The sequence below is a fragment of the Caldimonas caldifontis genome (assembly GCF_002930615.1).
Classification (GTDB): Bacteria; Pseudomonadota; Gammaproteobacteria; order Burkholderiales; family Burkholderiaceae_C; genus Caldimonas; species Caldimonas caldifontis.
Genome location: NZ_PSNX01000003.1, coordinates 286,492 through 311,356, shown reverse-complemented (window position 1 = coordinate 311,356; position 24,865 = coordinate 286,492). Strand labels below are relative to the sequence as shown.

27 protein-coding genes are annotated in these 24,865 nt (G+C 70.3%); all 27 read right to left on the bottom strand.

Annotated features, from left to right (window positions below; translation table 11 throughout):
• Positions 1–7: 7 nt before the first annotated feature.
• On the bottom strand, positions 8–556 hold the full coding sequence (locus C1704_RS04765; RefSeq protein ID WP_211286837.1) for an ankyrin repeat domain-containing protein: 549 nt from the start codon (positions 554–556) through the stop codon (positions 8–10).
• A complete protein-coding gene (locus tag C1704_RS04760; protein WP_146076031.1) occupies positions 547–1,011 on the bottom strand; it encodes a hypothetical protein in 465 nt (154 codons plus the stop codon). Before C1704_RS04760 ends, C1704_RS04765 begins: the two co-directional genes overlap by 10 nt.
• Positions 1,012–1,089: 78 nt before the next feature.
• Complete coding sequence (locus tag C1704_RS04755) at positions 1,090–1,725, bottom strand: tetratricopeptide repeat protein (RefSeq protein WP_104301485.1); 636 nt, start codon at positions 1,723–1,725, stop codon at positions 1,090–1,092.
• Positions 1,722–2,177, bottom strand: coding sequence for a cytochrome c-type biogenesis protein (locus tag C1704_RS04750; protein WP_104301483.1), 456 nt, complete (start codon positions 2,175–2,177; stop codon positions 1,722–1,724). The genes C1704_RS04755 and C1704_RS04750 overlap by 4 nt, the downstream gene beginning before the upstream one ends.
• Complete coding sequence (locus C1704_RS04745) at positions 2,170–2,718, bottom strand: DsbE family thiol:disulfide interchange protein (protein WP_272867977.1); 549 nt, start codon at positions 2,716–2,718, stop codon at positions 2,170–2,172. The genes C1704_RS04750 and C1704_RS04745 overlap by 8 nt, the downstream gene beginning before the upstream one ends.
• Complete coding sequence (locus C1704_RS04740) at positions 2,715–4,661, bottom strand: heme lyase CcmF/NrfE family subunit (RefSeq protein WP_104301481.1); 1,947 nt, start codon at positions 4,659–4,661, stop codon at positions 2,715–2,717. The genes C1704_RS04745 and C1704_RS04740 overlap by 4 nt, the downstream gene beginning before the upstream one ends.
• On the bottom strand, positions 4,658–5,101 hold the full coding sequence (ccmE, locus tag C1704_RS04735) for a cytochrome c maturation protein CcmE (RefSeq protein ID WP_104301479.1): 444 nt from the start codon (positions 5,099–5,101) through the stop codon (positions 4,658–4,660). The genes C1704_RS04740 and ccmE overlap by 4 nt, the downstream gene beginning before the upstream one ends.
• Positions 5,098–5,238 (bottom strand): heme exporter protein CcmD, encoded by a 141-nt coding sequence (locus C1704_RS17405; protein ID WP_146076030.1) that lies wholly within the window; start codon positions 5,236–5,238, stop codon positions 5,098–5,100. The genes ccmE and C1704_RS17405 overlap by 4 nt, the downstream gene beginning before the upstream one ends.
• Entirely contained in the window at positions 5,235–6,656 is a 1,422-nt protein-coding gene (gene ccmB / locus C1704_RS17935; RefSeq protein ID WP_104301477.1) for a heme exporter protein CcmB, read from the bottom strand. The genes C1704_RS17405 and ccmB overlap by 4 nt, the downstream gene beginning before the upstream one ends.
• A gap of 10 nt (positions 6,657–6,666) precedes the next feature.
• Positions 6,667–7,266 carry a heme ABC exporter ATP-binding protein CcmA gene (gene ccmA, locus C1704_RS04725; protein WP_104301475.1) on the bottom strand — a complete coding sequence of 200 codons (600 nt, stop codon included), beginning with the start codon at positions 7,264–7,266 and terminating at the stop codon, positions 6,667–6,669.
• Positions 7,266–8,402 (bottom strand): AgmX/PglI C-terminal domain-containing protein, encoded by a 1,137-nt coding sequence (locus C1704_RS17900; protein ID WP_146076029.1) that lies wholly within the window; start codon positions 8,400–8,402, stop codon positions 7,266–7,268. Before C1704_RS17900 ends, ccmA begins: the two co-directional genes overlap by 1 nt.
• Positions 8,399–8,899, bottom strand: a complete 501-nt coding sequence (locus tag C1704_RS04710) for an ExbD/TolR family protein (protein WP_104301473.1) — start codon at positions 8,897–8,899, stop codon at positions 8,399–8,401. Before C1704_RS04710 ends, C1704_RS17900 begins: the two co-directional genes overlap by 4 nt.
• 9 nt (positions 8,900–8,908) lie before the next feature.
• Positions 8,909–9,403 carry an ExbD/TolR family protein gene (locus tag C1704_RS04705; protein WP_104301471.1) on the bottom strand — a complete coding sequence of 165 codons (495 nt, stop codon included), beginning with the start codon at positions 9,401–9,403 and terminating at the stop codon, positions 8,909–8,911.
• Between the two features lie 30 nt (positions 9,404–9,433).
• On the bottom strand, positions 9,434–10,093 hold the full coding sequence (locus C1704_RS04700; RefSeq protein ID WP_104301469.1) for a MotA/TolQ/ExbB proton channel family protein: 660 nt from the start codon (positions 10,091–10,093) through the stop codon (positions 9,434–9,436).
• A 48-nt stretch (positions 10,094–10,141) separates the two neighbouring features.
• A complete protein-coding gene (locus C1704_RS04695) occupies positions 10,142–10,432 on the bottom strand; it encodes a hypothetical protein (protein WP_104301467.1) in 291 nt (96 codons plus the stop codon).
• Positions 10,429–11,088 (bottom strand): tetratricopeptide repeat protein, encoded by a 660-nt coding sequence (locus C1704_RS04690; RefSeq protein ID WP_170064624.1) that lies wholly within the window; start codon positions 11,086–11,088, stop codon positions 10,429–10,431. Before C1704_RS04690 ends, C1704_RS04695 begins: the two co-directional genes overlap by 4 nt.
• Positions 11,075–13,900, bottom strand: coding sequence for a tetratricopeptide repeat protein (locus C1704_RS04685; protein ID WP_104301463.1), 2,826 nt, complete (start codon positions 13,898–13,900; stop codon positions 11,075–11,077). The genes C1704_RS04690 and C1704_RS04685 overlap by 14 nt, the downstream gene beginning before the upstream one ends.
• Positions 13,884–15,833, bottom strand: coding sequence for a coiled-coil domain-containing protein (locus C1704_RS04680; protein ID WP_104301461.1), 1,950 nt, complete (start codon positions 15,831–15,833; stop codon positions 13,884–13,886). Before C1704_RS04680 ends, C1704_RS04685 begins: the two co-directional genes overlap by 17 nt.
• A 10-nt stretch (positions 15,834–15,843) precedes the next feature.
• Positions 15,844–16,383: an AraC family transcriptional regulator gene (locus tag C1704_RS04675; RefSeq protein WP_211286836.1), complete on the bottom strand. Its 540-nt coding sequence runs from the start codon at positions 16,381–16,383 to the stop codon at positions 15,844–15,846.
• A gap of 24 nt (positions 16,384–16,407) precedes the next feature.
• Positions 16,408–17,568: a DUF3570 domain-containing protein gene (locus C1704_RS04670; protein ID WP_245876374.1), complete on the bottom strand. Its 1,161-nt coding sequence runs from the start codon at positions 17,566–17,568 to the stop codon at positions 16,408–16,410.
• Positions 17,555–17,776 (bottom strand): DUF4266 domain-containing protein, encoded by a 222-nt coding sequence (locus C1704_RS04665; protein WP_245876373.1) that lies wholly within the window; start codon positions 17,774–17,776, stop codon positions 17,555–17,557. Before C1704_RS04665 ends, C1704_RS04670 begins: the two co-directional genes overlap by 14 nt.
• A 5-nt stretch (positions 17,777–17,781) precedes the next feature.
• Entirely contained in the window at positions 17,782–18,282 is a 501-nt protein-coding gene (locus C1704_RS04660; protein ID WP_104301453.1) for a TlpA family protein disulfide reductase, read from the bottom strand.
• Positions 18,283–18,314: 32 nt separating this feature from the next.
• Entirely contained in the window at positions 18,315–18,983 is a 669-nt protein-coding gene (locus C1704_RS04655; RefSeq protein WP_104301451.1) for an outer membrane beta-barrel domain-containing protein, read from the bottom strand.
• A 12-nt stretch (positions 18,984–18,995) separates the two neighbouring features.
• Positions 18,996–19,784 (bottom strand): SH3 domain-containing protein, encoded by a 789-nt coding sequence (locus C1704_RS04650; RefSeq protein ID WP_245876372.1) that lies wholly within the window; start codon positions 19,782–19,784, stop codon positions 18,996–18,998.
• An 8-nt stretch (positions 19,785–19,792) separates the two neighbouring features.
• Positions 19,793–20,413: a hypothetical protein gene (locus C1704_RS04645; RefSeq protein WP_104301447.1), complete on the bottom strand. Its 621-nt coding sequence runs from the start codon at positions 20,411–20,413 to the stop codon at positions 19,793–19,795.
• Positions 20,410–23,379 (bottom strand): HzsA-related protein, encoded by a 2,970-nt coding sequence (locus tag C1704_RS04640; RefSeq protein ID WP_245876371.1) that lies wholly within the window; start codon positions 23,377–23,379, stop codon positions 20,410–20,412. Before C1704_RS04640 ends, C1704_RS04645 begins: the two co-directional genes overlap by 4 nt.
• Before the next feature lie 65 nt (positions 23,380–23,444).
• Entirely contained in the window at positions 23,445–24,473 is a 1,029-nt protein-coding gene (locus C1704_RS04635; protein ID WP_104301443.1) for an FAD:protein FMN transferase, read from the bottom strand.
• Positions 24,474–24,865 lie beyond the last annotated feature (392 nt).

Genomic DNA, 24,865 nt, shown 5'->3' with positions numbered 1-24,865 from the left:
GGCGCTGCTATGGCCTGGCCGACGCAGCGTCGATCAGCCGCGCCAGATCAAGATACTGCTCCGCGTCGTTGGGGCGCCGTTGTGCGCCCTCCCTCGCCACGTCGGCGGGTGTACGCCCTTGGGCGTCGCGGCGCGACGGGTCGGCGCCAAACTCCAGCAGCAGGCGCGCTTCGTCGGTGCGGGCGCTGAGCGCTGCGAAGTGCAAGGCCGTCCACAGGTGGTCGCTGCGCTGATCGACGGCGTTCACGTCGAGCCCGGAGGCGAGGTAGCGCTTCATCAGGTGGCGCGCGGTGGCGGCGTCGTGCGTTCCGACGATGGCCCCCGCGCCAGCGATGCTGTTCAGAAAAGCGATCTCATCGGCGCTCGGTTCGGTGATTGCCATGAGGCGGCCGCACACCCAGCCCATGCCAGTGAACTTGGGTTTGTCGACGCAACTCTGCAAGTCCAGAAGGGTGTCTTTGCTGAAGGTGTAGGCCACAGCGCCGGCCACACCCAGGATGCCCACGGCCAAAGCGAGGACCAGCCATTTCCAGGCGGCGCGCATCGTCAGGCCCATGCGGCGGCATCGGGCGCCATGCCTGCAAGAACGAAGGGTGACAGTGGCTGGGTGTTCGCCACGCCGTCTCGGTGCATGTTCAGCCGGTGCAGATACACGCGGGCCACCTCACGGCGCACCGTTTCATAGATCTTCACGTCTTCCAGGTCCGTCACCTTGGCATGGCGCCACCAATGCTGCAGGTAGTGCCTGGCCAGCTTCTGCCCCATGGCCTTCAGGCCTCCACGGGGATTGGCCACCGTCTTGCCCAGCCGATGCAGGTAGCCCATGGCATAGCTGGCGTCGATCGCCGCAATGAGGATGGACTGGGCGAATCGCCGCAGGGGGTTGTCGACCGGCATCGCGTTGATGTCGTCAGAACGCGTGGGCCAGAAGAACAGAAGGATCTGCCGCGTCTCGGACGCGTCGAAGAGCAATTGCCCGTCTTCGACATACGGCGGTACGAGTGTCGTCATGGCGCCCTCCCTGGGCATGTGTAGGTGTGCGCGGCATTGTAGGGTCATGCACTGCGGCGACGCCACGGGGACATGGTTTCAGAATGTCCGTGTCGCGTGCGCCGCGCGGGCACGCTCCAACACCTGTGCCCGCAAAGGGTCGTCATCCTTCATCGTGGCCGCCAGCCGCTCCCAGAGCTGCGCGGCCTGCGCGTGCTGGCCGCGCTGCTGTGCCGCCATGGCGGCCAGCGTAAGAGCCACGGGTTGGGTGGGCTCCAGGGCCAGGGCACGCTGCACCAGCGCATGGGTCGGGTCGTCGATGCGGCCGCCGTGCAAGCGGGCCAGGAAGTCGGCGTGGCTGGCCAGCAGGTTGGCGTCGCGCGGGCGCAGGCGGGCTGCTGTTTCCAGGGCGTCCTGCGCTTCGGTGTCGCGGCCGAGCGCAGCGCGGGCGCGGGCGAGCTGGGCCCAGGCGTGGGCGTCGGTGGGGTCTTGCTGCACGCGCGCGCTGAACTGGGCGATGGCCTGCATGACGGGTGGGGATTCGGCGGTCGCACTGGCGGGTGCGGGCGCCAGGTGCTGAGGTGAGCCCAGCCAGGCATAGCCCCCGGCGGTGAGGGCCAGGGTGAAGGCGCTGACGGCCACGAGGGTGGCGCGGCCGTGCGCCCGCAGGGGCCACAGCAGGGCCGCCAGGGTGAGGGCCACCAGCGCGCCTGTGACGGCGAGGAAGAGGCTCATCGCGAGACCTCCTCGCGATCGTTGGCCTCAACGTCGTCGGCTTCGGGCTCGAAGGCCTCGGCGGGCAGGCGCTGGCGGCGGCGCAGGGTGAGCCACAGCACCAGCAGGCCCGCGCCCAGCAGTGCGGCGGGGCCGAACCACAGCGCCAAGGTGCTGCGCTGCAGCGGCGGGCGGTAGTGCACCACGTCGCCGTAGCGTTCGCTGAAGAAGGCGCGCACCTCGGCATCGCTGCGGCCCTCGGCCAGCAGGCGGCGCAATTCGGCGCGCAGGTCCTGCGCCAGCGCGGCAGACGATTCGGCCAGGGTTTCGTTGCGGCACACCAGGCAGCGCAGTTCGCTGGCCAGGGCGCGGGCGCGCGCATCGAGCACGGCGTCGTCGGCGGTTTGTGCGCTCGCCATCGAAGCCGCGGCAAGCAGCAGCAGCGTGATGAGGAGGTGGCGCCCATCAGCCATCGGCCAGCTCCTTCAGCAAGGGCTCGATGCGCGTGCGAATGAACTCGGGCGAAACGATGCCGACGTGCTTGAGGCGCACGTGGCCGCGCCGGTCGATGACGTAGGTTTCGGGCACGCCGTACACGCCGAAGTCGATGCCGGCGCGGCCGTCGGCGTCGACCAGCACCAGGCGGTACGGGTCGCCATGGCGCTGCAGCCAGGCGCGGGCGTTGTCGTCGCGATCCTTGTGGTTCAGGCCCACCAGCGCCACGTCATGGCGGCGCGCGAAGTCGACCCACACCGGGTGCTCCACCGTGCAGGGGCCGCACCACGAGGCCCAGACGTTCAGCACCCAGGGCTGGCCCAGCAGGTCGCGGCCGGTGACGCGCTCGGCGGGGTCGTCCAGGCGCGGCAACGAAAACGCCGGGGCGGGCTTGTCGATCAGCGGCGAAGGCACCTCCAGCGGGTCGAGCGAGAGACCGCGCCAGAGCAGCACGATCAAGGCCAGGAAGATCAGGAGGGGCGCGATGGCGCGCAGCACCGTGCCGAGGCTGGGTTTCATGCGGGCTCCTGCACGGCGCTGGCAGCCGCTTGGCGCTGGGCCACGTGGTAGCGGCGGTCGCTGGCGGCCAGGCCGCCGCCCAGGGCCATCAATAGCGTGCCGGCCCAGATCCAGCTCACGAAGGGCTTCACATGCAGGCGCAGCGTCCAGGTGGCACGGTCGGCCTTCACTTCGCCCAGCGAGACATAGAAGTCGCGCAGCGGGCCGTGCACGACGGCCGGTTCGGTGAAGGACGTGTCCTGGCTGGCGTAGAGGCGCTTTTCGGGGTAGAGCTGGGCCAGCGGCTGCCCATCGCGCGTGACTTCCACCCAGGCCTGCGCGGCGCGGTAGTTGGGGCCGAGCACCTCGCGCACGCCACGGAAGTGAAAGGTGTAGGGGCCCAGGTCGGTTTGCTGGCCGGCCGACAGTTCGGCGTCACGCTCCAGCTCATAGCTGCCCACCATGGTGACGCCCACGGCGAACACGGCCACGCCGGCATGCGCCAGCCACATGCCCCACAGCGCGCGCGGGGCCTGGCCCAGCCGGCGGCCGTGGCCGCCCATGTCGGTAGCGATGGTGCACAGGATCCACGCCCCCATCCACAGGCCCAGCACGGCACCGAAGGACAACTGCCCCGCCCACCAGGCCATCCCCACGGCGCTGGCCACCGACAGCCCCGCCGCCCAGCGCAGGCGGCGGGCCAGCGCGGGCAACTCGGTGTCCTTCCAGCGTGCCAGCGGGCCGATGCCCAGCAGGAAGACGAGCGGCAACATCAGCGGCACAAAGACCCGCTCGAAGTAGGGCGGGCCCACCGAGATCTTGGCGCCGGTCAGGGCGTCGAGCACCAGCGGGTAGAGCGTGCCCAGGCCCACCGAGGCCACGGCCACCACCAGCAGCACGTTGTTGAGCAGCAGCACGGTTTCACGCGACACGGGGGCAAAGCGCCCGCCCAGGCCCAGCGTGGGTGCGCGCCAGGCATACACTGCCAGCGCCACGCCCACCACCACGGCCAGGAAGAGCAGCAGCGCCAGGCCGCGTTGCGGATCGGTGGCAAAGGCATGCACCGAGCTGAGCACGCCCGAGCGCACGAGGAAGGTGCCCAGCAGCGAGAGCGAAAACGTGAGCAGCGCCAGCAGCACCGTCCAGGCGCGGAAGGCACCGCGCTTGTCGGTGACGGCCAGCGAGTGGATGAGCGCGGTGCCGGCAAGCCACGGCAGGAAGGAAGCGTTCTCGACCGGGTCCCAGAACCACCAGCCACCCCAGCCCAGCACCTGGTAGGCCCACAGGCTGCCCACCGAGATGCCCAGCGTGAGAAAGAGCCAGGCCACCGTCGTCCACGGGCGCATCCAGCGTGCCCAGGCGGCATCGAGCCGGCCGCCCAGCAAGGCGCCCAGCGCCAGCGCAAAGGCCACCGCAAAGCCCACGTAGCCCATGTAGAGCAGCGGCGGGTGCACCACCATGCCCGGGTCTTGCAACAGCGGGTTGAGGTCGTGGCCGTCCAGGGGCACGGGGCTCAGACGCGTGAAGGGGTTGGAGGTGATCAGCACGAAGAGCGCAAAGCCCGTTGCGATCCAGCCCAGCACGGCCAGGCTGCGCGCCACCAGCGGCAGGGGCAGCGAGCGGCTGAAGCGTGCCAGCGCGGCCATCCACGCGGCCTGGATGAGCTGCCACAGCAAAAGCGAGCCTTCATGCCCGCCCCATACACCCACCACGCGGTAGACCAGAGGCAACTGGCGGTTGGTGTTCTCGGCCACATAGGCCACGGAAAAGTCGAGCTGCACGAAGCTCACGGTCAGCAGGGCATAGGCCACGGCGATGAGGGCCAGGTGCACATAGGCGGCCGGCCGCGCCAGCGCCATCCAGGGCCCCTGCCCGCGCGCGGCACCCCACAGCGGCAGCACGCCCAGCACGGCCGAGGTGGCCAATGCGAGCAACAGGGCGATCTGGCCCAGCTCGGGGATCATCGTGCGCCCTCCTCCACGGACGACCGAACCGCCCGCGACACGGCCTCGCTGGCTTCGGGCGGCATGTAGTTCTCGTCGTGCTTGGCCAGCACCTGCTGTGCATGGAAGAGGCCTTGCGCATCGAGCCGGCCCTGGGCCACCACGCCCTGGCCTTCGCGGAAGAGGTCAGGCAGCAGGCCCTGGTAGACCACGCTCACGCGCTGCGCGGTGTCGGTGATGGCAAAGCGCACCTGCAGGCCGTCGCGCTGCACGCTGCCCTCCTCCACCAGGCCGCCCAGGCGGAAGGCCTGGCCCACCGGCGCCTCACCGGCCAGCACCTGCGTGGGCGTGCGGAAGAAGACGATCTCGCTGCGCAGGGCGTACAGCACCAGCGCCGCCGCCACGCCCACGGTGAGCAGCACGGCCACGACCACGGCCAAGCGGCGTTGGCGGGCGGTCATGCGCCCTCCTCCTCGTCGGCCTGCAGCGCCTGCGCGCGGGAACGCTGCAGCGCGCGCCACAGGCGCACGATCTCGATCAGCAGCATCAGGCCAGCCGCGCCATAGGCGCCCCAGAGGAAGGGTGTGGGGTCGCTCATGCAGCGCCCTCTTTCAGATGTGCCTTCAGCCACGCAGCGCCGGCTTCGCGCTGCATCAGCAGCGCGCGGGCGCGTGTGAGGCTGGCCGCCGCGGCATAGGCCCAGTAGGCCAACACCATGATGAGCAGCGGCGTGAGCATGGCCGCAGCCATGCGCGGGCTGTCACCCACCGGCAGCGTGGCGCCCTGGTGCAGCGTGGACCACCACTGCACCGAGAAGTAGAGGATCGGCACGTTGACCACCCCCACCACGGCCAAGAGCGCGCCGGCCGCATCGCCGCGCTGCACGTCGTCGATCGCAGCGGTGAGCGCGATGACGCCGAGGTAGAGCAGCAGCAGGATGAGCATGGAGGTGAGCCGTGCGTCCCACACCCACCAGGTGCCCCAGGTGGGCTGGCCCCAGATCGCGCCGGTGACCAGGCACACGGCCGCCGCCCAGGCCCCGGTGGGCGCCAGCGCACGCGCCAGCACGCCGGCCGTGCGCACCTGGGCCACCCAGCCCACCGTGGCCCAGAAGGCCATCACGAGGTAGAGCAGCATGGCCACCCAGGCCGAGGGCACATGCAGGTAGACGATGCGATAGACCTCGCCCTGCTGCGCGTCGGTGGGCGCTAGGCCCAGGCCCCACACGAGGCCCACGGCGCCCAGCACCGCGGCCAGCGCCCACAGCGCCGGCAGCAGCCGGCCGGTGAAGGCAAAAAAGCGCGGCGGTGCCGCCAGGCCCGTCCAGCGCACGGGCGCATCGCCACCGGCATCCAGCCCCAGGCGCAAGGCCGCCCCGGCCAGCGGCAAGGCCACGACGGCGCTCAGCAGCATCCAGGCCGCCAGCAGCGCCAGGTGCGGCATCGGCGACAGTCCCCCCAGGACGGCCGACACGGTACCCGTGCCCAGCACCAGCGCCGGCACGGCCAGCGGCAGCACGATCAGCATCACCAGCAGGCCCGCCTGGCGCAGGCCCACGGTGAGTGCGGCAGCCACCGTGCCCCAGAGGCTGAAGATCAGCGTGCCCAAGGCCAGGCCAGCGACAAGCACCGCCAGCGCCACCCCCTGCAGGCCCAGGGCCGCCGCCAGCAGCGGAGACAGCAGCACGAGCGGCACGCCGTGCAGCAGCCAGTGGCCGAGGGCACGGGCGGCAGCGATGACGGTGGGGCTGGGGGCGGCCAGCAGCAACTGGTCGAGCGTGCCGTCGGACGCATCGCTCGCAAAGAGTGCGCTCACCGACATCAACGCCGAGAGCAAGGCGCAGGCCCAGACCACACCCGCGGCGATCTGGCGCAGCAGGGCCGTCTCGGGCCCCACCGCCAGCGGGAAGAGGCTCACGGCCGCCACGGCAAAGCCCAGGGGCAGCAGCAGGTCGACCCGCCGCCGCCCTGCCAGGCGCAGGTCGCGTTGAACCAAGCTCCAGAACAGCGAGCGCATGGCCGAGCCTTCAGGGAGCGTCGAGATCGAGCACACGCCCGGGCAGCGAAGGGGCCTGGTGACTGGCCATCAGCACGCTGCCGCCGCAGCGCAGGTGCTCGGCCAGCAAGGCGTCGAGGGCTTGCGTGCCTTCGGCGTCCAGCCCGTCATGCGGCTCGTCGAGCAACCACGGCGTCCGCGAACGGCTGGCCGCCAGGCGGGCCAGGGCCACACGGCGACGCTGGCCCTGCGAGAGTTGCCCGATGCGCTGGTGGCGCCGGTTGGCCAGGCCAAAGCGGTCGAGCGCGGCGTCGACGGTGGCCGCGTCCTGCACCAGGCCGTGCACCCCCAGCAGGAAGTGCAGCGACTCGGCCACGGTGAGCTCGTCCTTCAGCGCGTTGGTGTGACCCAGCAGCACCGGGGTGCCGCCTGGGCGCACCACCTCGCCTTGCGCCGGGCGGCCCAGGCCCGCGGCCAGGCGCAGGAGGCTGGTCTTGCCGCTGCCGTTGCGCCCGCGCAGCCAGACCAGATCCCCAGCGCTCATCGTCAGGTTCACGCCGCGAAAGAGCAGCCGCGTGCCCCGCCGGCAGGCGAGGGCGTTGAGTTGCAAGGCGGGCGCGGACGGGTCCATCACGAGGGGAGGAAATCCACGGGCCAGGTGACGACCATCTGCTCGACTTCCTTCGCACCGAAGTCGAACTGCCGCACGCGCGCGAGCAGGCGGTTCTCCAGGTCGGGCGAATTCAGTTCGGTGGAGACGATGCGCACATCCACGACATCGCCCGAGGGCGCGATGGTCAGGCGCAGCACCACCTTGCCCTGCAGCGACGGGTCTTCGCGCAGCGCGCGGTTGTAGATGGCGTAGATGGCGCCCTTGTGGCGTTCGAAGACGAGCTTGATCTCCTCGATGGAACGCGAGGCCTTGCCCGCGCCGGCGCGCTGCAGCGTGCCGCCCGCCCCGCCTTTGCCCGACCCCGCGCCGGTGCCCGTGCCGTCGCCGCGCACCCCACCGCCGCCCGGGCCCCCGCCCCCACCGCCGCCGGCCACCCCTTCCACCAGCGTGGTGGCACGGCCTGCCAGTCCGCCGCCGCCGGTGTTGCGGCTGTAGGCCGCCGTGTTGATGCCGCCGCTGCCACCGGTGGCGTTGGAGGTGATCATCGAGCGCTCGGGCAGGCCCTGTTCGGTGCCGGCGCCCACGCCTGGCCCGGTGCCGGTGCCCACGCCGGGGCCGGGCTTGATGTCCTTTTGAAGCTGCACGGCCACCGGGGCGCCTCGCAACTCGGCGAGGTCGTCCTTCATCGCGAGCAGGCCCACACCGGCGGCGCGCCGACGCGCTTCACCGATCTCACCCGGCGGGCGGCCCTCAATGGGGTTGCGCGCCTCGGGCACGGGGTTGCGCACGGTGGCGGGCTTGGACGGATCGGGCCGCCGGTTGTCGCGCGGCACGCTGGTGGAGGCCGCCGGAGGCGTCTGCGGCGTGGGCGCGGCTTCGGGCTTGGGCGCCGTCTCACGCTGCGCCGCCGCGGGCGGCGGTGGCGGGGGCGGCGTGGCTTCGCGCTCGATCATCAGCCGCGCCAGCCGCTCGGGCACGGGCGGCGCCTGGCGCCGGTCGGGCTGGGGCGTGGGCCACAGCAGGAAAAGCAGGCACAGCAGCGCCGTGAGGCCCAGCACCCAGCGCAGCACCCGCCGGAAGCGGGCGATGTCCTCGGGCGGGATGGACCAGGCGAGAACCGGGCCGCGGAAAGAGATCGCGGTGGCCGCACTCATGACGACACCTCGTACTTTCGGGTCACCGCAAAAGACACGTCGGCGAAATTGGCCCGCGCGGCCGTGGCCATCACCTTGCGCAGCAGGGCGTAGGGGATGTCCTTGTCGCCCATGATGGTGAGGGTGCGGCCCTGGGCGGCGTTCTCGGCGCGGACCACCTGGCGGCTGGCGATCCCGTCGAGCTCGGCCTGGAGCGGGGCGATGAGGTCGCCCGGGGTGTTCATCGCCTGCGCCACGGTCGCCACGCGGCGGCCTTCGACCAGGATGTCCTCGGGGCTGATGACCACCACCACGGTTTCACGCGGTGCGGTCTCGGCCGTGGACTGCGGCAGCTTCACGCCCTTGGGTGCCGAGAGGATCTCGATGCCCGAGGCGGCCGACAGCAGGAAGAACAGCAGGATGGTGAAGATGTCGATCAGCGCGACCAGGTTCAGGTCGACGTTCGACTGGTTGCGCGCCTTGCGCTCGGCGCGTTTCTGCAACGGGGTGAGTTTCATGGCGGTCCCTCAGCGCTTGATCACCGGGGCGTCGCCGATGGCCACGTCGGGGAAGAGGTCGGTGCGCACCAGGTTCACGCCATCGGCGGTGTAGGTGGCGCGGGTCACGTCCATCACCTGCACCAGCAGGTCGTAGGAGGTCTCGGGTTCGGCCAGGATGCTGGCGGTGGTGGTGTCGGGGAAGCGGCGCTTGATCTCCAGCATCAGGGCCGACAGCGTGCGCAGGTCCTGCGTGCCGTTCACGGCCGGGATGCGCTGGATCAGGCCGCCGATGCGGTCGCCCACCTCGATGGCGTCGCGGCGGATCACGATCTCCAGCTTCAGGTCGTTGGCCTGGAGCTGCTCCACACCCCCGGTGTTGCGCGCCGGCAGGCTCAGGTCGAGCACCGACATGCGGGTGAACACCGCGGTGGACAGCAGGAAGGGCAGCAGCACCACGATGAGGTTGATGAAGGCGGTGACTTCCAGCTCCGCCGGGTGCTTGCGCAGACGTCTCACGCGCATGATGGTTCCTTCACGGGGCCCGGCGCCCGTTCACTTCGTGGCCGGCGTGGCGGCTTCGGACTTCGCGCGCTGCACGAGGTTGAGGAAGCTGATCTTGGCGGCCTCCAGTCCGTCGACGATCTCGCTGGTGCGCGCCTGCAGGAAGGCGTGGATGAGCAGGAAGGGGATGGCCACCATCAGCGCGAAGGCGGTGTTGTTCATCGCGATCGAGATCGAGGCCGACAGCATCTCGGCCTTTTCGGCCGGGTTGACCTGCGCCACCGCGGTGAAGCCCTTGATCAGGCCCACGATGGTGCCCAGCAGGCCCACCAGCGTGATCACGTTGGCGAAGGTGGCGATGTAGTGGGTGCGCTTTTCCAGGCGCGGCACGATCTCCATCATGCCTTCTTCCATCGCGGCGTCGATGTCCTCGCGGCGGCTCGGGCTTTGCATGCGCTGCAGGCCGTTGGCCACGATCTTGCCGATGGCCGCGTCGGAGTCGGCGGCCAGGCCATAGACCTCCTTGAACTTGCCGTTCTGCAGCATGGGCAGCAGCTTGGCCCACAGCTTCTTGTTCTGGGCGCGGGCACGGCGCAGGAAGGTGTAGCGCTCGATGGCGATGGCCACGCCCAGCGCCATGATCAGCATGCTGATGTAGATGAAGGCACCGCTGTCCTGCACGAACTTGACGATGAATTCGAAGGTGTTCATGGACGTCTCTCCGGGTACGACTGAAAAGGTTGTGTGGGTATTGAAGGGTCAGCGGGCCGGCGCCGCGGCCGGGGAGGCCGGGGCCTGGAGCACACGTTCGTAATGCAGCTGGCGGCGGAACACGTCGCGGTCGAGCGGGGCCAGCGCCTCGTCGAGCACGCCTTCGACGGGACGGCCGGCCAGTTCGCCCGGCACGGGCTTCTTCCAGGGCACGATGTAGAGCACCTTGGGCAGTTCGCGGTTGCCGATGATCTGGGTGCGGTCGAGTTCGGCGCGATCCTGCGCCAGCGCGGACCCGGCCATCAGGCCCAGCAGCAGCGCGGCAGTGAGCGTTCTCATCGCGGCTCCTTCTGGTTCGCGGCCACAGGGGCCGGCTTGCGGTTCTTGAGGTCGATGACCCATTTGTTCACCTCGGCGTCGCCGCCGGGCACGAGGCTCAGGTAGCGCTCGTACAGGCCCAGGGCCTGGGCCGCATTGCCGAGGTAGAGGTCGTGCAGGATGCCCAGGTTGAGCACCGCGGGGGCGTAGTCGGCGTCGGCGTCCAGCGCGCGCTCGTAGGCTTCGCGCGCCTGCGCGAATCGGCCCTGCTGCCGGTAGGTGATGCCCAGCTGGTTCCAGTAGGCCGGCTGCTTCGGACCCAGCCGCGTGGCGGTCTCCAGCGCCTGGGCCGCCTCGTCCAGGCGGCCGGCCTGGCGGGCCATGAGGCCCAGGTTGGCGTGGGGGCCGGGCAGATCAGGGTGGCTGCGTGTGAGGGCTTCGAAGCCGCGCTGTGCCAGATCGCCGCGGCCGGCCACCAGCTGGCGACGGGCTTCGTCGAAGGCCCGCTGCGCGGCCGGGTCCACGGCCGGCGGCGCCGGCGGGGCCGCCGGGGCAGGTGCCGGCGCTGCCGCCGCCGCGGGAGGCGGCGCCACGGGCGGTGCGTCGAGGCTGACCGTGGCACACCCGCCCAGGGCGGCCGCAGCGAGGATCGCGAAGAGGCGGTCAGCGGATCGCATCGATCGCTCCTTCACTCTTCTCACTCTTGCCATAGCGCACCGGCCGCAGCTTGGCCAGCGCGGCGAAGCTGCGCTGCACCCATTCGTCGTAGATGCCGGCCCTGGTGCGCTGGGCGTTGATCTCGTGCAGCTCCATGGCCTTTTCCTCGAAGGGGAAGGCCTGCTCTTCCAGCATCACCTCGTACTGCTCCAGCTCCAGCTTGGACAGGCGGCGCGGGCGCTGTGACTTGAGCATGGCGCTGCCGAAGTCTTCGTAGATCGCCGCCGTGTAGTAGGTGGCCGCGGTGGTGACGCCGGCCACGCCGTACTCGGCCGCCGCCCCATAGGCCTTGAGCGCGGCCTCCATGCGCTGGCGCTTGAGGCGCAGGTTGCGGTCCAGCGGCTCGACCAGCGCAACCTGGCGGTAGGCCTCGTAGCTGGGCTGGGCCAGGGCCAGCGCGGCCGCGCCGCCCAGGAAGCGGGTGCGGTCGGTGCGGGCGTTGCCACCGCGCTGGTCGGCCAGCATCACCTCACGCATCCAGTGCTGTTCGCGCGCGGCGTTGCCGTCGGCCTTGGCCAATTGGGCCAGGCGATAACGCGCCTCCACCGCACGCTCCAGCGGCTGCGGGTGCTGCTGCAGGTAGCGCTCGTAGGCGCGCGTGGCGGCCCCCCGCGAGGCGCCGCGTTCGGTGGACTTCTGGTGCAGCTCGGCGGCCTGCCATTGGGCCTCGCGGGCCACGGCCGGGTCGCGGTGGGTGGCGGCCACGCGTTCGAATTCGCCGGCCGCCTGCGCCCAGTGGCCTTGTTCGAGATAGACCGTGGCCAGTTTGGCGGGAACGTCGGCCTGCAGCGGGTGCTTGGGATGCTGCTGGCGGAAGGCCTCCAACGAGCGGGCCGCCGCGTCCCAGTCCTTCAGGCCGATGAGCACGGCGGCAGCGTCGTACTGGGCCGTGGCGCGCACGGCCGACTGCGGCGCCAACTGGGCGATGCGCTCGAAGTGGCCCACGGCCTCGCGGGCCCGGCCGGCGTCGCGCGCGGCCTCGCCCTGCTTGTAGATGGCCGCGGCCTGACGTTCGACCAGTTCGTTGCGGCCGGCGGCCTGTGCGGGCGTGAGCACCAGCACTTCGCCATAGGCGCGTTCGGCGATGTCGAAGCGCCCGCCGTCGAAGGCGGTGTGGGCCAGCACGGTCCAGGCCACCCGGCGCTGTGCGTCGGTGGCCGGCGGCTGCAGGGCCAGCACCTGCTGAGCCACGGCTTCGGCGCGCTCGGCGTCGTTCAGCGCAAACAGGGTGTCGGCAGCGTTCGTGAGCACGGCACCGGTGCGCGGGTCGGCGGGGAAGGCCTTGGCAAAGCGCAGGCTGCTTTCCACGGCCTCGCGCTTGAGCGGCGTGACCTGCTCGGGCCGTGCGGCCTTCTGCAACTCGGCATAGCTCAGCAGGGCGGAGTAGCCGGCATCGGCGCTGCGCGCGTGCTGCGGGTAGCCGTAGGCGGTCTTTTCGTACTCGACCGCGGCGTAGGCGTGGCGCTTGTCCTCGAAGAGCAGCTCGGCCAGCAGGAAGTGGTTCTGCGGTGCCTGCGGATCATCGGGGAAAGACACCAGGTAGAGGCGGTACCAGCGCACGGCCTCCTGGTAGTCGGCCGAGGCCTTGGTCTTCTGCGCGCTGGCGTGGTAGTGGCGGGCCAGTTCGCTCAGGTGGGTCTTGACCAGCGGCTGCGCGCGCTCCCAGCCCTCGGGGCTGGCGCGGCGGAACTCGCTGTCCACGCCGTAGCGGCCCACGTATTCCTTCTTGGCTTCGAGTGCCAGCGTGGCAAAGCCATTGGCCTGGTAGATGTCGATCACGCGGGCCTGCAGCACCGGCGCCTGCGCATGCAGCGGCTGGCGGCGGGCGAAGGCGCCCAGGGTGTCGGCGGCGTCCTTGACTCGCTCTTGCTGCAGATAAAGCTCGGCGAGCTGCTCATAGACGCGGAATTCGTAGCCGCGGCGCAGCTCGCTGTCGATGTAGGGGGGGATGGATTCCGCGCCCTGCAGGTTGGCCAGCGACAGGCTGGCCACGCGGAAGGTGTCCTCGATCAGCTCGCGCTCGGCACGCGACAGGCCTTCGATGCCATCGAGCCCGGCCTCGCCGCCGCGGCCTGCGAGCGCGAGGTCGAGCACGCCGAAGAAGGACGCCAGGGCTTCGTCCAGCCGGGCCTGCTTGAAGCGCGACCAGCCCTGCATGTAGAGCGCACGCTCGCGGTAGGGCGTGTCGTCGCCGCTGGCCAGCACGGCGGTGTAGGCTTCTTCGGCCTGCGGGTAGCGCGTGGCGGCAAAGAGGATCTCGCCGCGGCGGAAGTGGGCCTCGTCGCGTGTGGCCGTGTCAGGGTAGGCGGCCACCAGGCGGTCGAGCACGGCCAGGGCCTGTTCGAGCTGGCCGCCCTGTTCATGGGCGCGGGCCAGCTGGTAGAGCACGCGGTCGGTGTCGGGCGCCTTCGGGTAGGCGCGCAGGTAGTCCTGGTAGCGGGTGATGGCCGCGCGGAAGTCGGCCTCGGTCCCCGCGGCCGTGCCCTCGGCCATGCGACGGTCGGCCAGATCCATCTCCAGGTCGCCCAGGCGGCGCATGGCTTCGGCGCGCTGCGGCGCCCTGGGGGCCACGTCCAGGAATTTCTGGTAGGCCGCGATGGTCTGCTCTTCGGTGCTGCGGATGCCCGGGTCGGCCGGCAGCTCCACCTTGCGCCCGGCCAGGCTCCTGAGCGTGGGCTCGTTGTCGGGGCTGCCCTTGCGCGGCCCCGAGCAGGCCGCCAGCGCGGCGGCCAGGATCAGCAGCGGGGGCAGGAGGCTAGCGCGGTGCCGCATCGGATCGCTCCTGTGCACCGCCCGGCGCACGGGTGGCATGGTCATACAGCTGGGCCACGGCAAAACGGGCCTGGGTCGCATAGGCCGCCAGGCGTTGCTGCTGGCGGGTGAGTTCGGCCACGGCCAGGGCCTCGACGGCCTGCTGCTGCTCGCGGGTGAGTTCGGCCACGCGCGGGGCGAGGGCCTCGATGCGCGCCCCCAGGGCCGGGATGCGGCCTTCGAAGGTGGCGAAGCGTGCGGGTTCGTCACGCTGGGCCTGGGCCAGGGCGGCCTCGCGCTCCTGCGCGCGGGCCAACTGTTCGTCCACCACGCGCTGGGCCTTGCGGGCCTCCCACAGGCGCACGGGATAGTCTTCATCGAGCGTCCAGCGCAACACGCCTTCGGCCAGGCGATGGCGCTCGCGCAGGGGTGCCGCCTCGGGCGCATCGCCCACCCGCGCAAGGGTTTCGCGCACGCGGGCCAGGCGCTCCAGCAGCTCGCGCTCCCTGGGCGTGGCCAGGGCGGCGGCATCGCGCTGTGCGATCACGCGGTCGAGCTCGGCCTGCACGGCATCGCGCCGGCGCTGCAGTGCGGCCACGCCGGTTTCGCTTTCGCGCGCAGCGGCCTGGATGCGTGGCAGCCGGTCGGCAAAGGCCTGCTTGCGGTGTTCCAGGATGTCGTGGAAGGCTGCGAGCTTGTCGCGCCACTGGGCGAGGTTGTCGGCCAGGAACTGCAGGTCACGGTAGTTCTTGAAGGCCTCCTGGAAGTCGTGGCGGGCCAGCACCTGGGCCAGGTGGCTGCCATGCGGCATCTGCGGCAGCTCGCGCAGCTGCCAGAACCAGCCCATCTCCACACCGGGGTTGAGCGACATCAGGCCCTCGACCAGCTTGCCGGCGCGGATGGCCGCGATGGATTCGTCCAGCGCGGCGTGCTCGCGCTCGTAGGCGGCGATCGCGTCCTGGTAGCCCTGCAGCGCCAGGCCCAAGGCGCCGAGCTCGGCCTGCGCATAGGGCACGGCAATGCGGGCTTCGAGCACGGCGGCGTTATCGCCCTCGCGGCCGGCCAGCTCCATCCAGGGCACCAGGGCCTCGCGGGGCTGGTCGAGCGAGGCCGCGGCCCAGCCGAAACCGAGGAGCGCCTTGTTCGACTGCGGACCGTGCAGGCGCACCCGCTCGAGGAACTGGCGCGCCTGTTTCGGCTGTTCGGCCTGGAGTGCGGCAAAGCCCAGGGCCACGTTGGCCCGGTCGCGCAGCACGCGGTATTCCTCGCTGTTGGCACCGGCCTTGCCGATCTCGTCGAGCCAGCGGGTGCCGGCCTCGGTCTCGTTGTTGCGGATCAGCGCCACGCCGAGGTTGTAGCGCGCATAGGCGGCGCGCATCGCAGGCTCGGGGTCGCTGCGGCGGGCCTGGGCGCGGCTGGCCTCGACCTGTTCGCGCAGCAGCGTGGCGGCCTGGGCGTACTGTTCGCGGGCCATCAGCACCTGGGCGCGCAGCAGGGCGTGGTCTTCACGGAACTCGGCGGGCAGGTCCTGGCCGATGCGGTCGAGCGCGGCCTGGGCCTCGTCGAGGTAGCCGCGCTGGTAGCGGATCTTGGCCAGGTAGTACCAGGCGCGGTCGCGCACCGAGGGGCGGGCGCCCTGCTCGATGAGCGTCTCGAAGATGCGCCCGGGCTCGCGGTGCAGGCCGTACGAGAGCAGCATGCCGCCACGCAGGATCTCGGCCTCGTCGGCGTGCTGGGGCACCCGCTCGAAGTGCTGCGAGACCATCAGCGTGGTCAGCGCGGTGAAGTAGTGGTCCTGGAAAAAGTGGAAGAGCCCGTCGCCGTAGTGCGGGTCTTTCACGGGGCCGGGACCGCGCGTGGTCTGCGCGCCAGCGCCCAGGCTGAGCACGGCCACCGCCACGCCGGTGCACAGCACACGACGCCAGGAACGGGGGGCCAGGGATCGGAGACGCATGAACCGGTCCTTACTGCCAGACCTTCACGTTGAACTCGGGCTGCAGCTTGCCGGCGGAGTCCTGGATGCGCAGCTCGATGTACTGGGGGTCGGCCCCCTTGTCGAACTTGACCGTGGCGCCGCGCCGGTAGTCACGCTGGTGCGGGCCGCCACCGGTGAAGATGGCCACCAGCTCGTGGGTGCCGGTGCGCAGGTTGCCCAGGTACAGGCGCTGCACGCCGCCGCGGTGCAGGGCCTGCACTTCCGCCGGCGTGTACAGGTGGCTGGCCACGAGCTTGTCGCCCAGCTTGATCTGCACCGACTCCAGCTCGAAGAGCTTGCCCACGTCCATCGACACGAACACGGCCACCTGGGTGCTGGCCGGGAACAGCAGCTCTTCCTCGAGCACGAGGAGGTCGCGGTTGAGCTGGATGAGGTCGTTCTTGAGCGTCTGCACGCGGTCGTCCAGTGAGGCAGCCGGGGCGGGAGCAGCACTGGGATTGGCCCAGGCGAGGCCGGCTGCGAGGCCGAGGGCGACCGTCAGGAAGCGAAGGAGGTGTCGGTACGGCATGGTGGCTCTCATGGGCGCGCTCGTTCAGAAGGTGGCCGACAGGTAGACCTGGAACACGTTGGCGTTGTACGAGTACGGCCGGCCGGTGCGGATGTCGGTGAAGTCCTTGAAGTTGTAGAGCTTGTATTCGTAGGCCGCGTGGGCCTTGAGCTCGTACTGTCCGGGCACCCGCTTGGCGCGGTAGCTGAGCTTCACCCCCACCGAGGGCGAGTTGAAGGTGCTGAGCTGGCGGCTGCGCGAGATGTAGGTGGTCTCGGCCGTGGCGTTGTCGCTGTAGAACAGGGCCTTGGACTGGCTGTGGTAACGCAGGAAGCCGTCGACCAGCGTGTCTTCGCGCACATAGCGGCTGTAGCCCACTTCCACGGTGTGGGCGGTGATGTCCCAGGTGTCCCAGAAGTAGCGGTACTCGGCATGCACCGCGGCCTCGCTGCCGATGGCCCCCGTGACGCGGCCCTTGATCGCCCGGCTGGTGCGCGTGCGGGGGTTGCGTTCGGGCACGGCCGCGCCGAAGACCCGTGCCACACGATACGGGTTGCCGAGGTAGCCGCTGTCGGACACCACCTCGGCGTTGAGGCTGGCGATCCAGCGCGGTGTGAGGATCTGGGTGACGCCCAGGCGGTAGCGCCAGTGCAGGGCCTCGTCGAAGAAGCCCACGTCGGAGCGGCCCACCTTGTCCCAGGCGCGGGTGAAGCCCAGGCTCACGGTGGTCATGCCGCCGAAGACGTCCTGCGAGACATCGATGCCGACGGAGTTGGCCTCGTAGTCGGGTTCGGTGCTGCGGGTGGTGGACAGCGACATCAGCGAGTCGCGGTAGACATAGTCGAGCCCCAGGCCGTACTCGGTGCGCCGCTCGGAGTAGGGGCTGGCGGTGGTGACCACGTCGATGGAGGCATTGCTCACCGCGTCGACGTTGTAGAAGGCCGAGAGGGACACGCGATCGGCCATGCTCTTGCGCACCAGCAGGGCCGGCCCGTAGGCGCGCGTGCCGCCGCCGTCATAGAGGTGGTAGAGGGCTTCGGCCTTGTCCTCGGGCAGGGTGACGGCCTGCGCCGACCCGGCAGCCAGGGCCGCCAGGCCGGCCGCGCGCAGCGCGCGCGGGGTGCGCATGCGCCACTGGGCCATGAAGCCGCGCAGCCAGCGCGCCCTTCGGTGGCCGATGGGGCAGGTGGTCTCAGTTGCAGCCACAACCGCCTCCTTGCACGCCGTTGCCACCGCGGCCGCCCTCGCGCACCTCGCGCACGTGTTCGGTGTGGCGGGCCGAGAGGGCATCGCGATGCACCTGCATGATCGGGTCGGCCAGGCGCTCGCGCTCGTAGGGCTTGACCCAGGGCTCGGTCGCACAGGCCGACAGCAGCACGGCCAGGGCCAGGACGGGAAGGCAGCGCATCGTCATGGTCCTCATTCCTTCAGCAAGGCGCGGATCTGCTGTTCATAGAGGTTCTCGTAGCCACTCTGGTAGCCGCGATGCAGATGCCGCGCCCGCCCGTCGCGATCGACGATCACGGTGTAGGGCATGGCCTTGAGGTCGTACTGGCGGCTCACCTTCTTGTCGGCATCGAAGAGCACCGGGAAGTTCAGGCCCAGCTTGGACGCCATGCTGGCGGCCTTGGCCGGGTCGTCGTCGATGCTCACGGCCATCACGGTGAAACCGAGGGCGCGGTACTTGTCATACAGGCGGTTGAGATGGGGCATCTCTTCGCGGCAGGGGCCGCACCAGGTGGCCCAGAAGTTCACCAGCACCACGTTGCCGCGCTGCTCCTGCAGGCGCATGTTCGAGCCTTTGAGCGTGCTCAGCGTGAAGTCGGGGGCGGGCGCGTTCGGCTGCGCGGCCAGAGCCGGGATGGCGAGGCACAAGGCGGCCAGGGCGGCGAGGTGACGGAGGGTGGGGATCAGGTGCATGCGGGACTCCTGGGCGTGCACGACGAGGCGGGTCAGAAGAAGAAGCTCAGGCCCAGCGTGAGCTCGAGGTTGTGGGTGCTGCGGCGTTCGCCCAGCAGGTCGAAGGAGAAGATGTGGTCGCGCAAGTCGAGCTGCAGGGCCGAGCGCTGGCCGAGCAGGAAGCGGGTGCCCAGGCCGATGTTGAGGGTCTGGTTGCGCTGGTCGTCGAGTTCGGTGCTGCCGATGCCGGCGATCAGGTAGGTGACGGTGGCCTTGGCGCGCTTGGATCCCAGGAAAACCTCGCCGGGCAGGATGTTGTAGCCCAGCGAGACGTTGTAGTAGGTGAGGGTGGACTTTTCGCTCGCGAACACGCCGCCGGGCAGGATGCGTCGGAAGGACTCGTCGCTGACACGCGCCCGGCCGTAGGCCGCCTCGAAGAAGAAGTCTTCGGTGAGGTGGTAGCCCAGCCGCACGCCCACCACGGGGCTCGCGCCGAAGCTGTCGGTGGAGTAGATGCCCGTGAAGAGCCCGGCGATGATGTCCTTGGAGGGGATGCGGGGCAGGCGCACTTCGCGGCGCTCGACCTCGGGCACGATGACCTGCTCGTTGGCCGGGCGCTGGGGCTCGCTGGCCTGAGCGGTGGCCAGCAGCGGGGTGAGCAGCAGGGCCGCGGCCAGCAGGGCCACGGTGAGCCAGGGATGAAGGGCGTGCTTGGAAGGCATGGAGACGTCCGTTCAGAAGAAGAAGGCCAGGCCGGCGGTGAAGGCCCGGTATTCGATGGAGCGTTCGTCGGCGACGAAGGCGGTGTACAGGCTGTAGTCGGCGGTGAGCATGAAGCGCTCGCTCAGGTGCCAACGCAGGCCCAGGGTGGCCTGCCCCAGGTTGGCGTCGGTGCGGATGGCGCTCACCAGGCTGCTGTTGGGCACGTTGGAGAAGCGCCCCACGCCCACGCTGAAGAAGGGCGAAAGGCGGCGGTCGGACCAGGGCTCGGCGGCCAGACCCAGGTGCCAGAAGCTCGTGCCCGAGAAGGTGCCCTGCACCTGGCCCACATGCCCCTCCAGGCTGAGCGAGGTGGACAGCCGGTAGGCGGCGGTGAGCTTGAGCATGGGCTCGCCGTCGAAACGACCCCAGCTGCCGCCCGCCAGCAGGCGCCGGCTCAGGTAGTCGTCGAGCACGATGTCGCGGAAGGTCCGCTCGCTGCCGGCGGCGGTGAGCGTGCGTTCGAGCTGGCGGCGGTGCACCCATCCTTCCTTGCCGTTTTCCGCGCGCACCTGGTACCAGTCGGTCTGGCGCAGCGTGATGGCGATCCACTCGTGCCGGTCCACCACATGGAAGATGGGGTAGCCGCGGCCAGGGCCGGTGCGGAACTCGATGTAGGGGTCGGCGACCTGCACGCGCTCATAGCCATCGTCGGCTGCCACGGCGCTGACCTGGGCCATGGCCGGCACCGCGGCCGCCAGGCTCAGGCCACAGGCCAGGAGAAGCTGCGCACGCATCCGGCGCCCAGGTACTGCAAACGGCATCGGAAGGCTCATTCGGTGTTGCAAGTGCCGGTCTCGGGATCGGGCGGCGTGAACATGCTGTTGGCCGCCGCGCTGAATTCGTCCTGGCCCTCGGGCATGGGGCGGCTGATCCAGTAGCGGATCAGGCGCACATTCGGGTCGTTCTCGTCCTGGAAGATGAGGCCACCGCCGTGCAGCACGTTGAGCACCATGGGCTTGGTGAGCAGGCGGCTCTGCAGCGGCGCACCCAAGACCACCTCCCCCTGCGAGGAGTAGAAGTTGCGGTACATCGGCGTGTCTCGCACGACGTCGGGTGTATTGGCCGCATCCGAGAGGTCGACCTCCTGGGCTTCGGGCACCACCCGGAAGGCGCCTCCGGTGCCGGCGCGGTCGTCGTGGCAGCCCGAGCTCGCGCAGGTGTTGAGCGAGATGCTGCCGTTCTGGTTGACCGGGAGCTGGGCCAGGAAGATGGGGTTGACGCACTTCTGGAAGTACACGAAGGACAGGCGCTGCCCGCCCTCGCCCGGCGGGTTGCTCACCACCGGCGGGTTGTCCAGGGGATTGGAGCCTCCGCCGCAGGACGCCAGCAGCAAGGTGGCCACCGGCGCCCAGCGGCCGGCACGGCGAAGGGTGGCTAGCGCAGGACTCATGGGTTGCAGCCTGATCGAATCCAGTTGGCAATGGCCGTATAGCCCGGGCTGCCCACCGGCAGCACCGCCCCGCCGGTACCCCCGGCCGGATGAGGTGCCGTGGACGGGCGCGACAGCAAGAGGTTGTTCGCCGGGTTGCAGGTGTCGTTGATGAGGGTGAGCGTCACGTTGAAATCGCCCTCGGTGACCCCGGTGAGCACGTAGCGGTTGCCCGAGAAGCTCACGGCGAGCGCATCACCCAGGGACGCGCCGGGGATGCCGGCCCCGGCCTGATGGCAGCTTGCGCACTGGGCCTGCAGCACGGGCTGCACGGTGGCCTCGAAGGCGGCTTCGCTCAGCGTCTGCACGGTGCGCACCCCACTGGCCCCGTTGAACGGGTCGTTGTAGTACTGGGCCCCCAGGTCCATCCACTCGGCCAGCAGGCGCTTTTCGGCTGCGTTGAGCATCGTGGCGTGGTTGGGTGCGCTGCCCGAGGGCGTGGGGTAGATCGCACGCGGGCCGCTGCCGGCCAGCAAGGTGTGCCCGAAGAGGATCTCGGTGAGGCGGCTCTTGCGGGCAATGCCGGCGGTGTTGGCCGCGCTCGAGCTGGATTGCACGCGCGGCGGCTGGCGTTCCAGCATGGGCACGCCGTCGCGGATGCGGGTGACCGGCTGGCCCGCGCTGTCCAGCAGGGGGTCGCCCACGAGCAGCTCCTCGTAGGAGGTCATGCGCCCGGTCCCGCCGATCGTGCCGCGCAGGTCCAGGCGTGTCGGGTCGCTGTGGCAGGACACGCAGGAGCCCGCCGCGCGGGTGCGCTCCCACAGCGGCTGGATGTGCTCGGGGTAGTTGATCACGCCGTTCACGGGCGCCGGCGTCGCCAGGTCGTTGGCCGGGTCGGGGTTGCCGGTGTAGCGCACGATGATGGGCGCCCGTGCGGTGACGCCCGGTCGCGAGGTGTCGGCCCACACATCGGTGTAGAGCATGTCGGTCACGAGCCTCAGGGCGGCCGGATCGAGACGGGTCCGGGTGGACGCCATGGTCTGGCCGGACTCGTGAGCCGCGGCCATGGCCGGGAGCAAGGCGGCGGGCTGGGTGTCGACCACCAGGCCGGAATTCAACGACGCGCCGCGGCGCGGGCTGTGGCAACCGTTGCAGGTGCGGCGCTCACCCGGGCGCACCTGGATCCAGTTGGCGTGCGTCTGGAAGGCGCGGCCCTCGGCATCGACCACGGCGAGCGCCAGCGGGATGTCGGCCGGGATCTCCAGCTTGAAGGAGCCATCGGGCTCGATGGGCGCGTAGCCGAGGATCTGCTGCTGCTCGAAGTCGGTCTCGCCGATGGCCTGGCGCAGGCCCATCGACGAGGACGGCGGGGGGATGGCCCGCGTGGCACGCACGAAGCGCACCGGCGTGCAGTGGTAGGCCGGGTTGGCCGGGTCCTTGATCGCCAGCAGGTCGGCCACCTGGGTGGCGGTGCTGGTCGGGTCGGTGTTGGCGGTCATCGCGATGCCGCGGGCGCAACCCGGCGGGAGGTCGTCGGGCACGATCATCATCTCGGCCATGCGACCCAGACGGTCGGTGTTGTAGATGCTGCGCACCTCGATCAGGGCCATGCCACGCTCGGCCAGGGCGGTGTCCACGTTGGTCGGGTCGCTGGCCTGGGGCTCGCGACGGGCCTGCAGCGCGATCGGGTCGGTGTACATGTAGCCCGCCGGCGGGGTCGCCACGTGGCGCCAGGTCTGGTTGGCCGGGTTGAACATGTAGATGGCGTAGTTGGGCGGGACGTTGTCCTGCAGCTCATCCTCGGCCACGGCCTCCATCGTGCGCTGGCGATCGGACAGCCGCTGAATCTCCGCCGTCGTGAGCGTGGCGCAAGACACCGTGCGCCCGGCACGCGTGACTTCACAGGGCCGATAGGCCAGCAGCACGCGGTTGGTGCCATCCCACAGCGGGTAGGGGGTGGTGACGCGGCCATGCAGCGACAGGCCGCGGTCCATGTTCAGCTCCTGTGCCGTCACCTGCACCTGGCCGCCCTGGGTGGGCACGGTGCTGTTGGCCGGGGTGTTCTGCTCGGAGTAGTTGGCTGCGTCGACGAACATCAGGGCGCCGCCCTCGTCGGTGCGCTGCAGCGGCATCAGCGAGGAGGCCAGGAAGCCGGCGTAGGGGCCCGACGGGTCCATGTCGCGCGGGTGCAGGAAGCTGTTGCCCGGGCTGTGGGCGCCGTAGAGGACGAAGGTGTCGGTGCCGTCAGGCTTGGAGCGAAAGATCGCGAAGCGGTTGCGATCGGCCATGTGCTCCCAGCGTGAGTACATGATGTCGCCGTTGGGCCGCACCACGGGGTTGCGGTCGTGGCTCTGGTTGAAGGAGATCTGCTGGATGTTGCCGCCGTTGGCATCCATGGTGTGGATGTTGAGCACGCGCTCGCGCTCGTACTCGTCCAGCGCAAAGTAGCGGCGGCCCAGGGCCTGGTCCTGCGAGGACTTGGCCTGGCGGTTCGACGCAAACACGAAGCCGCGGCCGGCCGGCAGGTAGTAGGGATCGACGTCGTCGTGCTCGGTGGAATCGGTGATGCGCCGGAAGGTGCCGCCCGTGAGCCCGCCCGACGTCATGTCGTATTCCCAGATGTTCCATCGGCCCGTGCAGGCCGGCTGACCGTTGATCGTGGCGGTGTTGCTCGCAGGGCAGCGCATCGAGAAGACGATCTTCTTGCCGTCATAGGACACCTCGGGGTCGGACGCGTCGCCCACCCCTTGTGTGAAGCGGCGCGTGAGGTTGATCTCGCGCGCGCTCGGTGAGGAGCGCTCGCGCAGCATCAGGTCACCGCCCGGGGCAAACGGGCTGCCATTGGTGGGGTCCATGCGCACGCTGCTGGAGCGCATCACATAGGCGATGGCCACATCGCCTTCGACGGTGACATCGTCACCGTCACTGCCGCTGCACGCCGCCAGGCCCAGCAGGGGCAGGATCAGCGCCAGGACTCTCAGGCTCATCGGGGTCTCGTGGGTTTTCATGCTGTTCTCCGTGGACCGGCCTCGTGAGCCGGCGTCATCGACCGTCAGACAACAACTGCTTGTTTCTCATCCAGGGCGGCGCCCGCGCCTTGCAGGCCCGCCGACACATGCAGACGCCCCTGCGCGTCGACGACCACCGCGTCGGCGCCCGTCTGGGCCTCCACGAGCGCGAGCCCTCGCTCGACGCCCATCACGAACACACATTTGGACAGTGCCTCGCTCGTAAGCCCGTCCGGGGCCATCACGGTGACGCTGTGGACCTGATCGGGCGAACGGCCCGAGGCCGGATCGATCAGGTGGTGGTGGCGCACCCCGTCGGCATCGATGAAATAGCGCTCGTAGTCGCCCGAGGTGGAGATCGACACGTCCTGCAACGGCAGCACGGCCGCTGGGGCCCCTTCGTGCCGCGGATGTCGGATGGCCACCGTCCAGGGTCGGCCGTGGCGGTCACCGATCACCCGGCTGTCGCCGCCGGCGGCCACCATGGCATGCTCGATGCCCAGGCGCTGCAGATGGGCCACGGCGCCATCGACCGCATGACCCTTGGCAAAGCCACCGAGGTCGATGCACATGCCCGGGCGCGCGAAGCGCAGCGTGCGCTGCCTCGCGTCCAGCTCGAGGTGCTGCCAGCCGACCGCCTCGCGAGCGCGCGCCAGGCGGGCCTCGTCGGGGCGGCGACCGCTGCGGTAGTCGTACAGCCGCCCCACGGCCGCATAGCTGATGTCGAAGGCCCCGCCGGAGCGCTCGGACCAGCTCAGGGCCTGCTCGACCAGGGCGTACATCTCGTCGCTCAGCGGCACGGGGTGCTCGCCGGCCTCGCGATTGATGCGCGAGAGCTCGGAGTCGGGTTTGTGCGGGCTCATGGCGGCGTCGATGCGATGCATCTCGGCCATCACCGCCGACAGCGCCACCTCGGCGAGGCGATCGTCCGCGGCCCACAACTCAGCGCGGATCCGCGTGCCCATGATGGCGGCCTCGCGCACCCACCACCGGGCGGTGGCGGGACGGCGCTGCGGGCGCGCAAAGGCACCCAGGCGATGACGATGGCTGGCGCTGAGCAAGCCGGCGGACATGGAACTCCCCCTCGTAAGGCCCCAGGAAAGGCAAGCGGCATGCCATCGGCCAGGCCCCTGCCCTTCATTTCCCTCGCTTTTTTGGGCCGGCCGGGCTGCCGGCAGGGGGTCTTGCGACCGCCCCGCCGGGCCCGCCACACCTGTGATTCAGCTCATGTTAGGGAGCGGGCGCGACCCGACGTATGTCAACCCCGGCCGGCAGCGACAAGCTTTTCAATCAGTCACAAATCCCCTCGCGGATCGGGGAAAAGTGGCCCCCGGCCTGTTGCATCCGGCAACAACCTCGACGCGGCCCGTCAGTCCGGACGCCGGGGCGGCCGACACGACTTGACAGCGGTCCCGGGATGTCGCCCCAGAATGGGAAGTTTGCCCACGCTTCGATACCGCGCACG

What these genes read in the sequence shown, in the direction of transcription:
- C1704_RS04645 (WP_104301447.1), bottom strand. Translation starts at nt 20,413, where the DNA reads ATGAGTCCTGCGCTAGCCACCCTTCGCCGTGCCGGCCGCTGGGCGCCG.
- C1704_RS04760 (WP_146076031.1), bottom strand. Translation starts at nt 1,011, where the DNA reads ATGACGACACTCGTACCGCCGTATGTCGAAGACGGGCAATTGCTCTTC.
- C1704_RS04675 (WP_211286836.1), bottom strand. Translation starts at nt 16,383, where the DNA reads ATGCCGTACCGACACCTCCTTCGCTTCCTGACGGTCGCCCTCGGCCTC.
- C1704_RS04650 (WP_245876372.1), bottom strand. Translation starts at nt 19,784, where the DNA reads ATGCCGTTTGCAGTACCTGGGCGCCGGATGCGTGCGCAGCTTCTCCTG.
- ccmB (WP_104301477.1), bottom strand. Translation starts at nt 6,656, where the DNA reads ATGCGCTCGCTGTTCTGGAGCTTGGTTCAACGCGACCTGCGCCTGGCA.
- C1704_RS04660 (WP_104301453.1), bottom strand. Translation starts at nt 18,282, where the DNA reads ATGCACCTGATCCCCACCCTCCGTCACCTCGCCGCCCTGGCCGCCTTG.
- C1704_RS04665 (WP_245876373.1), bottom strand. Translation starts at nt 17,776, where the DNA reads ATGACGATGCGCTGCCTTCCCGTCCTGGCCCTGGCCGTGCTGCTGTCG.
- C1704_RS04700 (WP_104301469.1), bottom strand. Translation starts at nt 10,093, where the DNA reads ATGAACACCTTCGAATTCATCGTCAAGTTCGTGCAGGACAGCGGTGCC.
- ccmA (WP_104301475.1), bottom strand. Translation starts at nt 7,266, where the DNA reads ATGGACCCGTCCGCGCCCGCCTTGCAACTCAACGCCCTCGCCTGCCGG.
- C1704_RS04710 (WP_104301473.1), bottom strand. Translation starts at nt 8,899, where the DNA reads ATGAAACTCACCCCGTTGCAGAAACGCGCCGAGCGCAAGGCGCGCAAC.
- C1704_RS17900 (WP_146076029.1), bottom strand. Translation starts at nt 8,402, where the DNA reads ATGAGTGCGGCCACCGCGATCTCTTTCCGCGGCCCGGTTCTCGCCTGG.
- C1704_RS04680 (WP_104301461.1), bottom strand. Translation starts at nt 15,833, where the DNA reads ATGCGTCTCCGATCCCTGGCCCCCCGTTCCTGGCGTCGTGTGCTGTGC.
- C1704_RS04740 (WP_104301481.1), bottom strand. Translation starts at nt 4,661, where the DNA reads ATGATCCCCGAGCTGGGCCAGATCGCCCTGTTGCTCGCATTGGCCACC.
- C1704_RS04705 (WP_104301471.1), bottom strand. Translation starts at nt 9,403, where the DNA reads ATGCGCGTGAGACGTCTGCGCAAGCACCCGGCGGAGCTGGAAGTCACC.
- C1704_RS04755 (WP_104301485.1), bottom strand. Translation starts at nt 1,725, where the DNA reads ATGAGCCTCTTCCTCGCCGTCACAGGCGCGCTGGTGGCCCTCACCCTG.
- C1704_RS17405 (WP_146076030.1), bottom strand. Translation starts at nt 5,238, where the DNA reads ATGAGCGACCCCACACCCTTCCTCTGGGGCGCCTATGGCGCGGCTGGC.
- C1704_RS04690 (WP_170064624.1), bottom strand. Translation starts at nt 11,088, where the DNA reads ATGCGATCCGCTGACCGCCTCTTCGCGATCCTCGCTGCGGCCGCCCTG.
- C1704_RS04765 (WP_211286837.1), bottom strand. Translation starts at nt 556, where the DNA reads ATGGGCCTGACGATGCGCGCCGCCTGGAAATGGCTGGTCCTCGCTTTG.
- C1704_RS04640 (WP_245876371.1), bottom strand. Translation starts at nt 23,379, where the DNA reads ATGAGCCTGAGAGTCCTGGCGCTGATCCTGCCCCTGCTGGGCCTGGCG.
- C1704_RS04750 (WP_104301483.1), bottom strand. Translation starts at nt 2,177, where the DNA reads ATGGCTGATGGGCGCCACCTCCTCATCACGCTGCTGCTGCTTGCCGCG.
- C1704_RS04655 (WP_104301451.1), bottom strand. Translation starts at nt 18,983, where the DNA reads ATGCCTTCCAAGCACGCCCTTCATCCCTGGCTCACCGTGGCCCTGCTG.
- ccmE (WP_104301479.1), bottom strand. Translation starts at nt 5,101, where the DNA reads ATGACCGCCCGCCAACGCCGCTTGGCCGTGGTCGTGGCCGTGCTGCTC.
- C1704_RS04635 (WP_104301443.1), bottom strand. Translation starts at nt 24,473, where the DNA reads ATGTCCGCCGGCTTGCTCAGCGCCAGCCATCGTCATCGCCTGGGTGCC.
- C1704_RS04685 (WP_104301463.1), bottom strand. Translation starts at nt 13,900, where the DNA reads ATGCGGCACCGCGCTAGCCTCCTGCCCCCGCTGCTGATCCTGGCCGCC.
- C1704_RS04695 (WP_104301467.1), bottom strand. Translation starts at nt 10,432, where the DNA reads ATGAGAACGCTCACTGCCGCGCTGCTGCTGGGCCTGATGGCCGGGTCC.
- C1704_RS04745 (WP_272867977.1), bottom strand. Translation starts at nt 2,718, where the DNA reads ATGAAACCCAGCCTCGGCACGGTGCTGCGCGCCATCGCGCCCCTCCTG.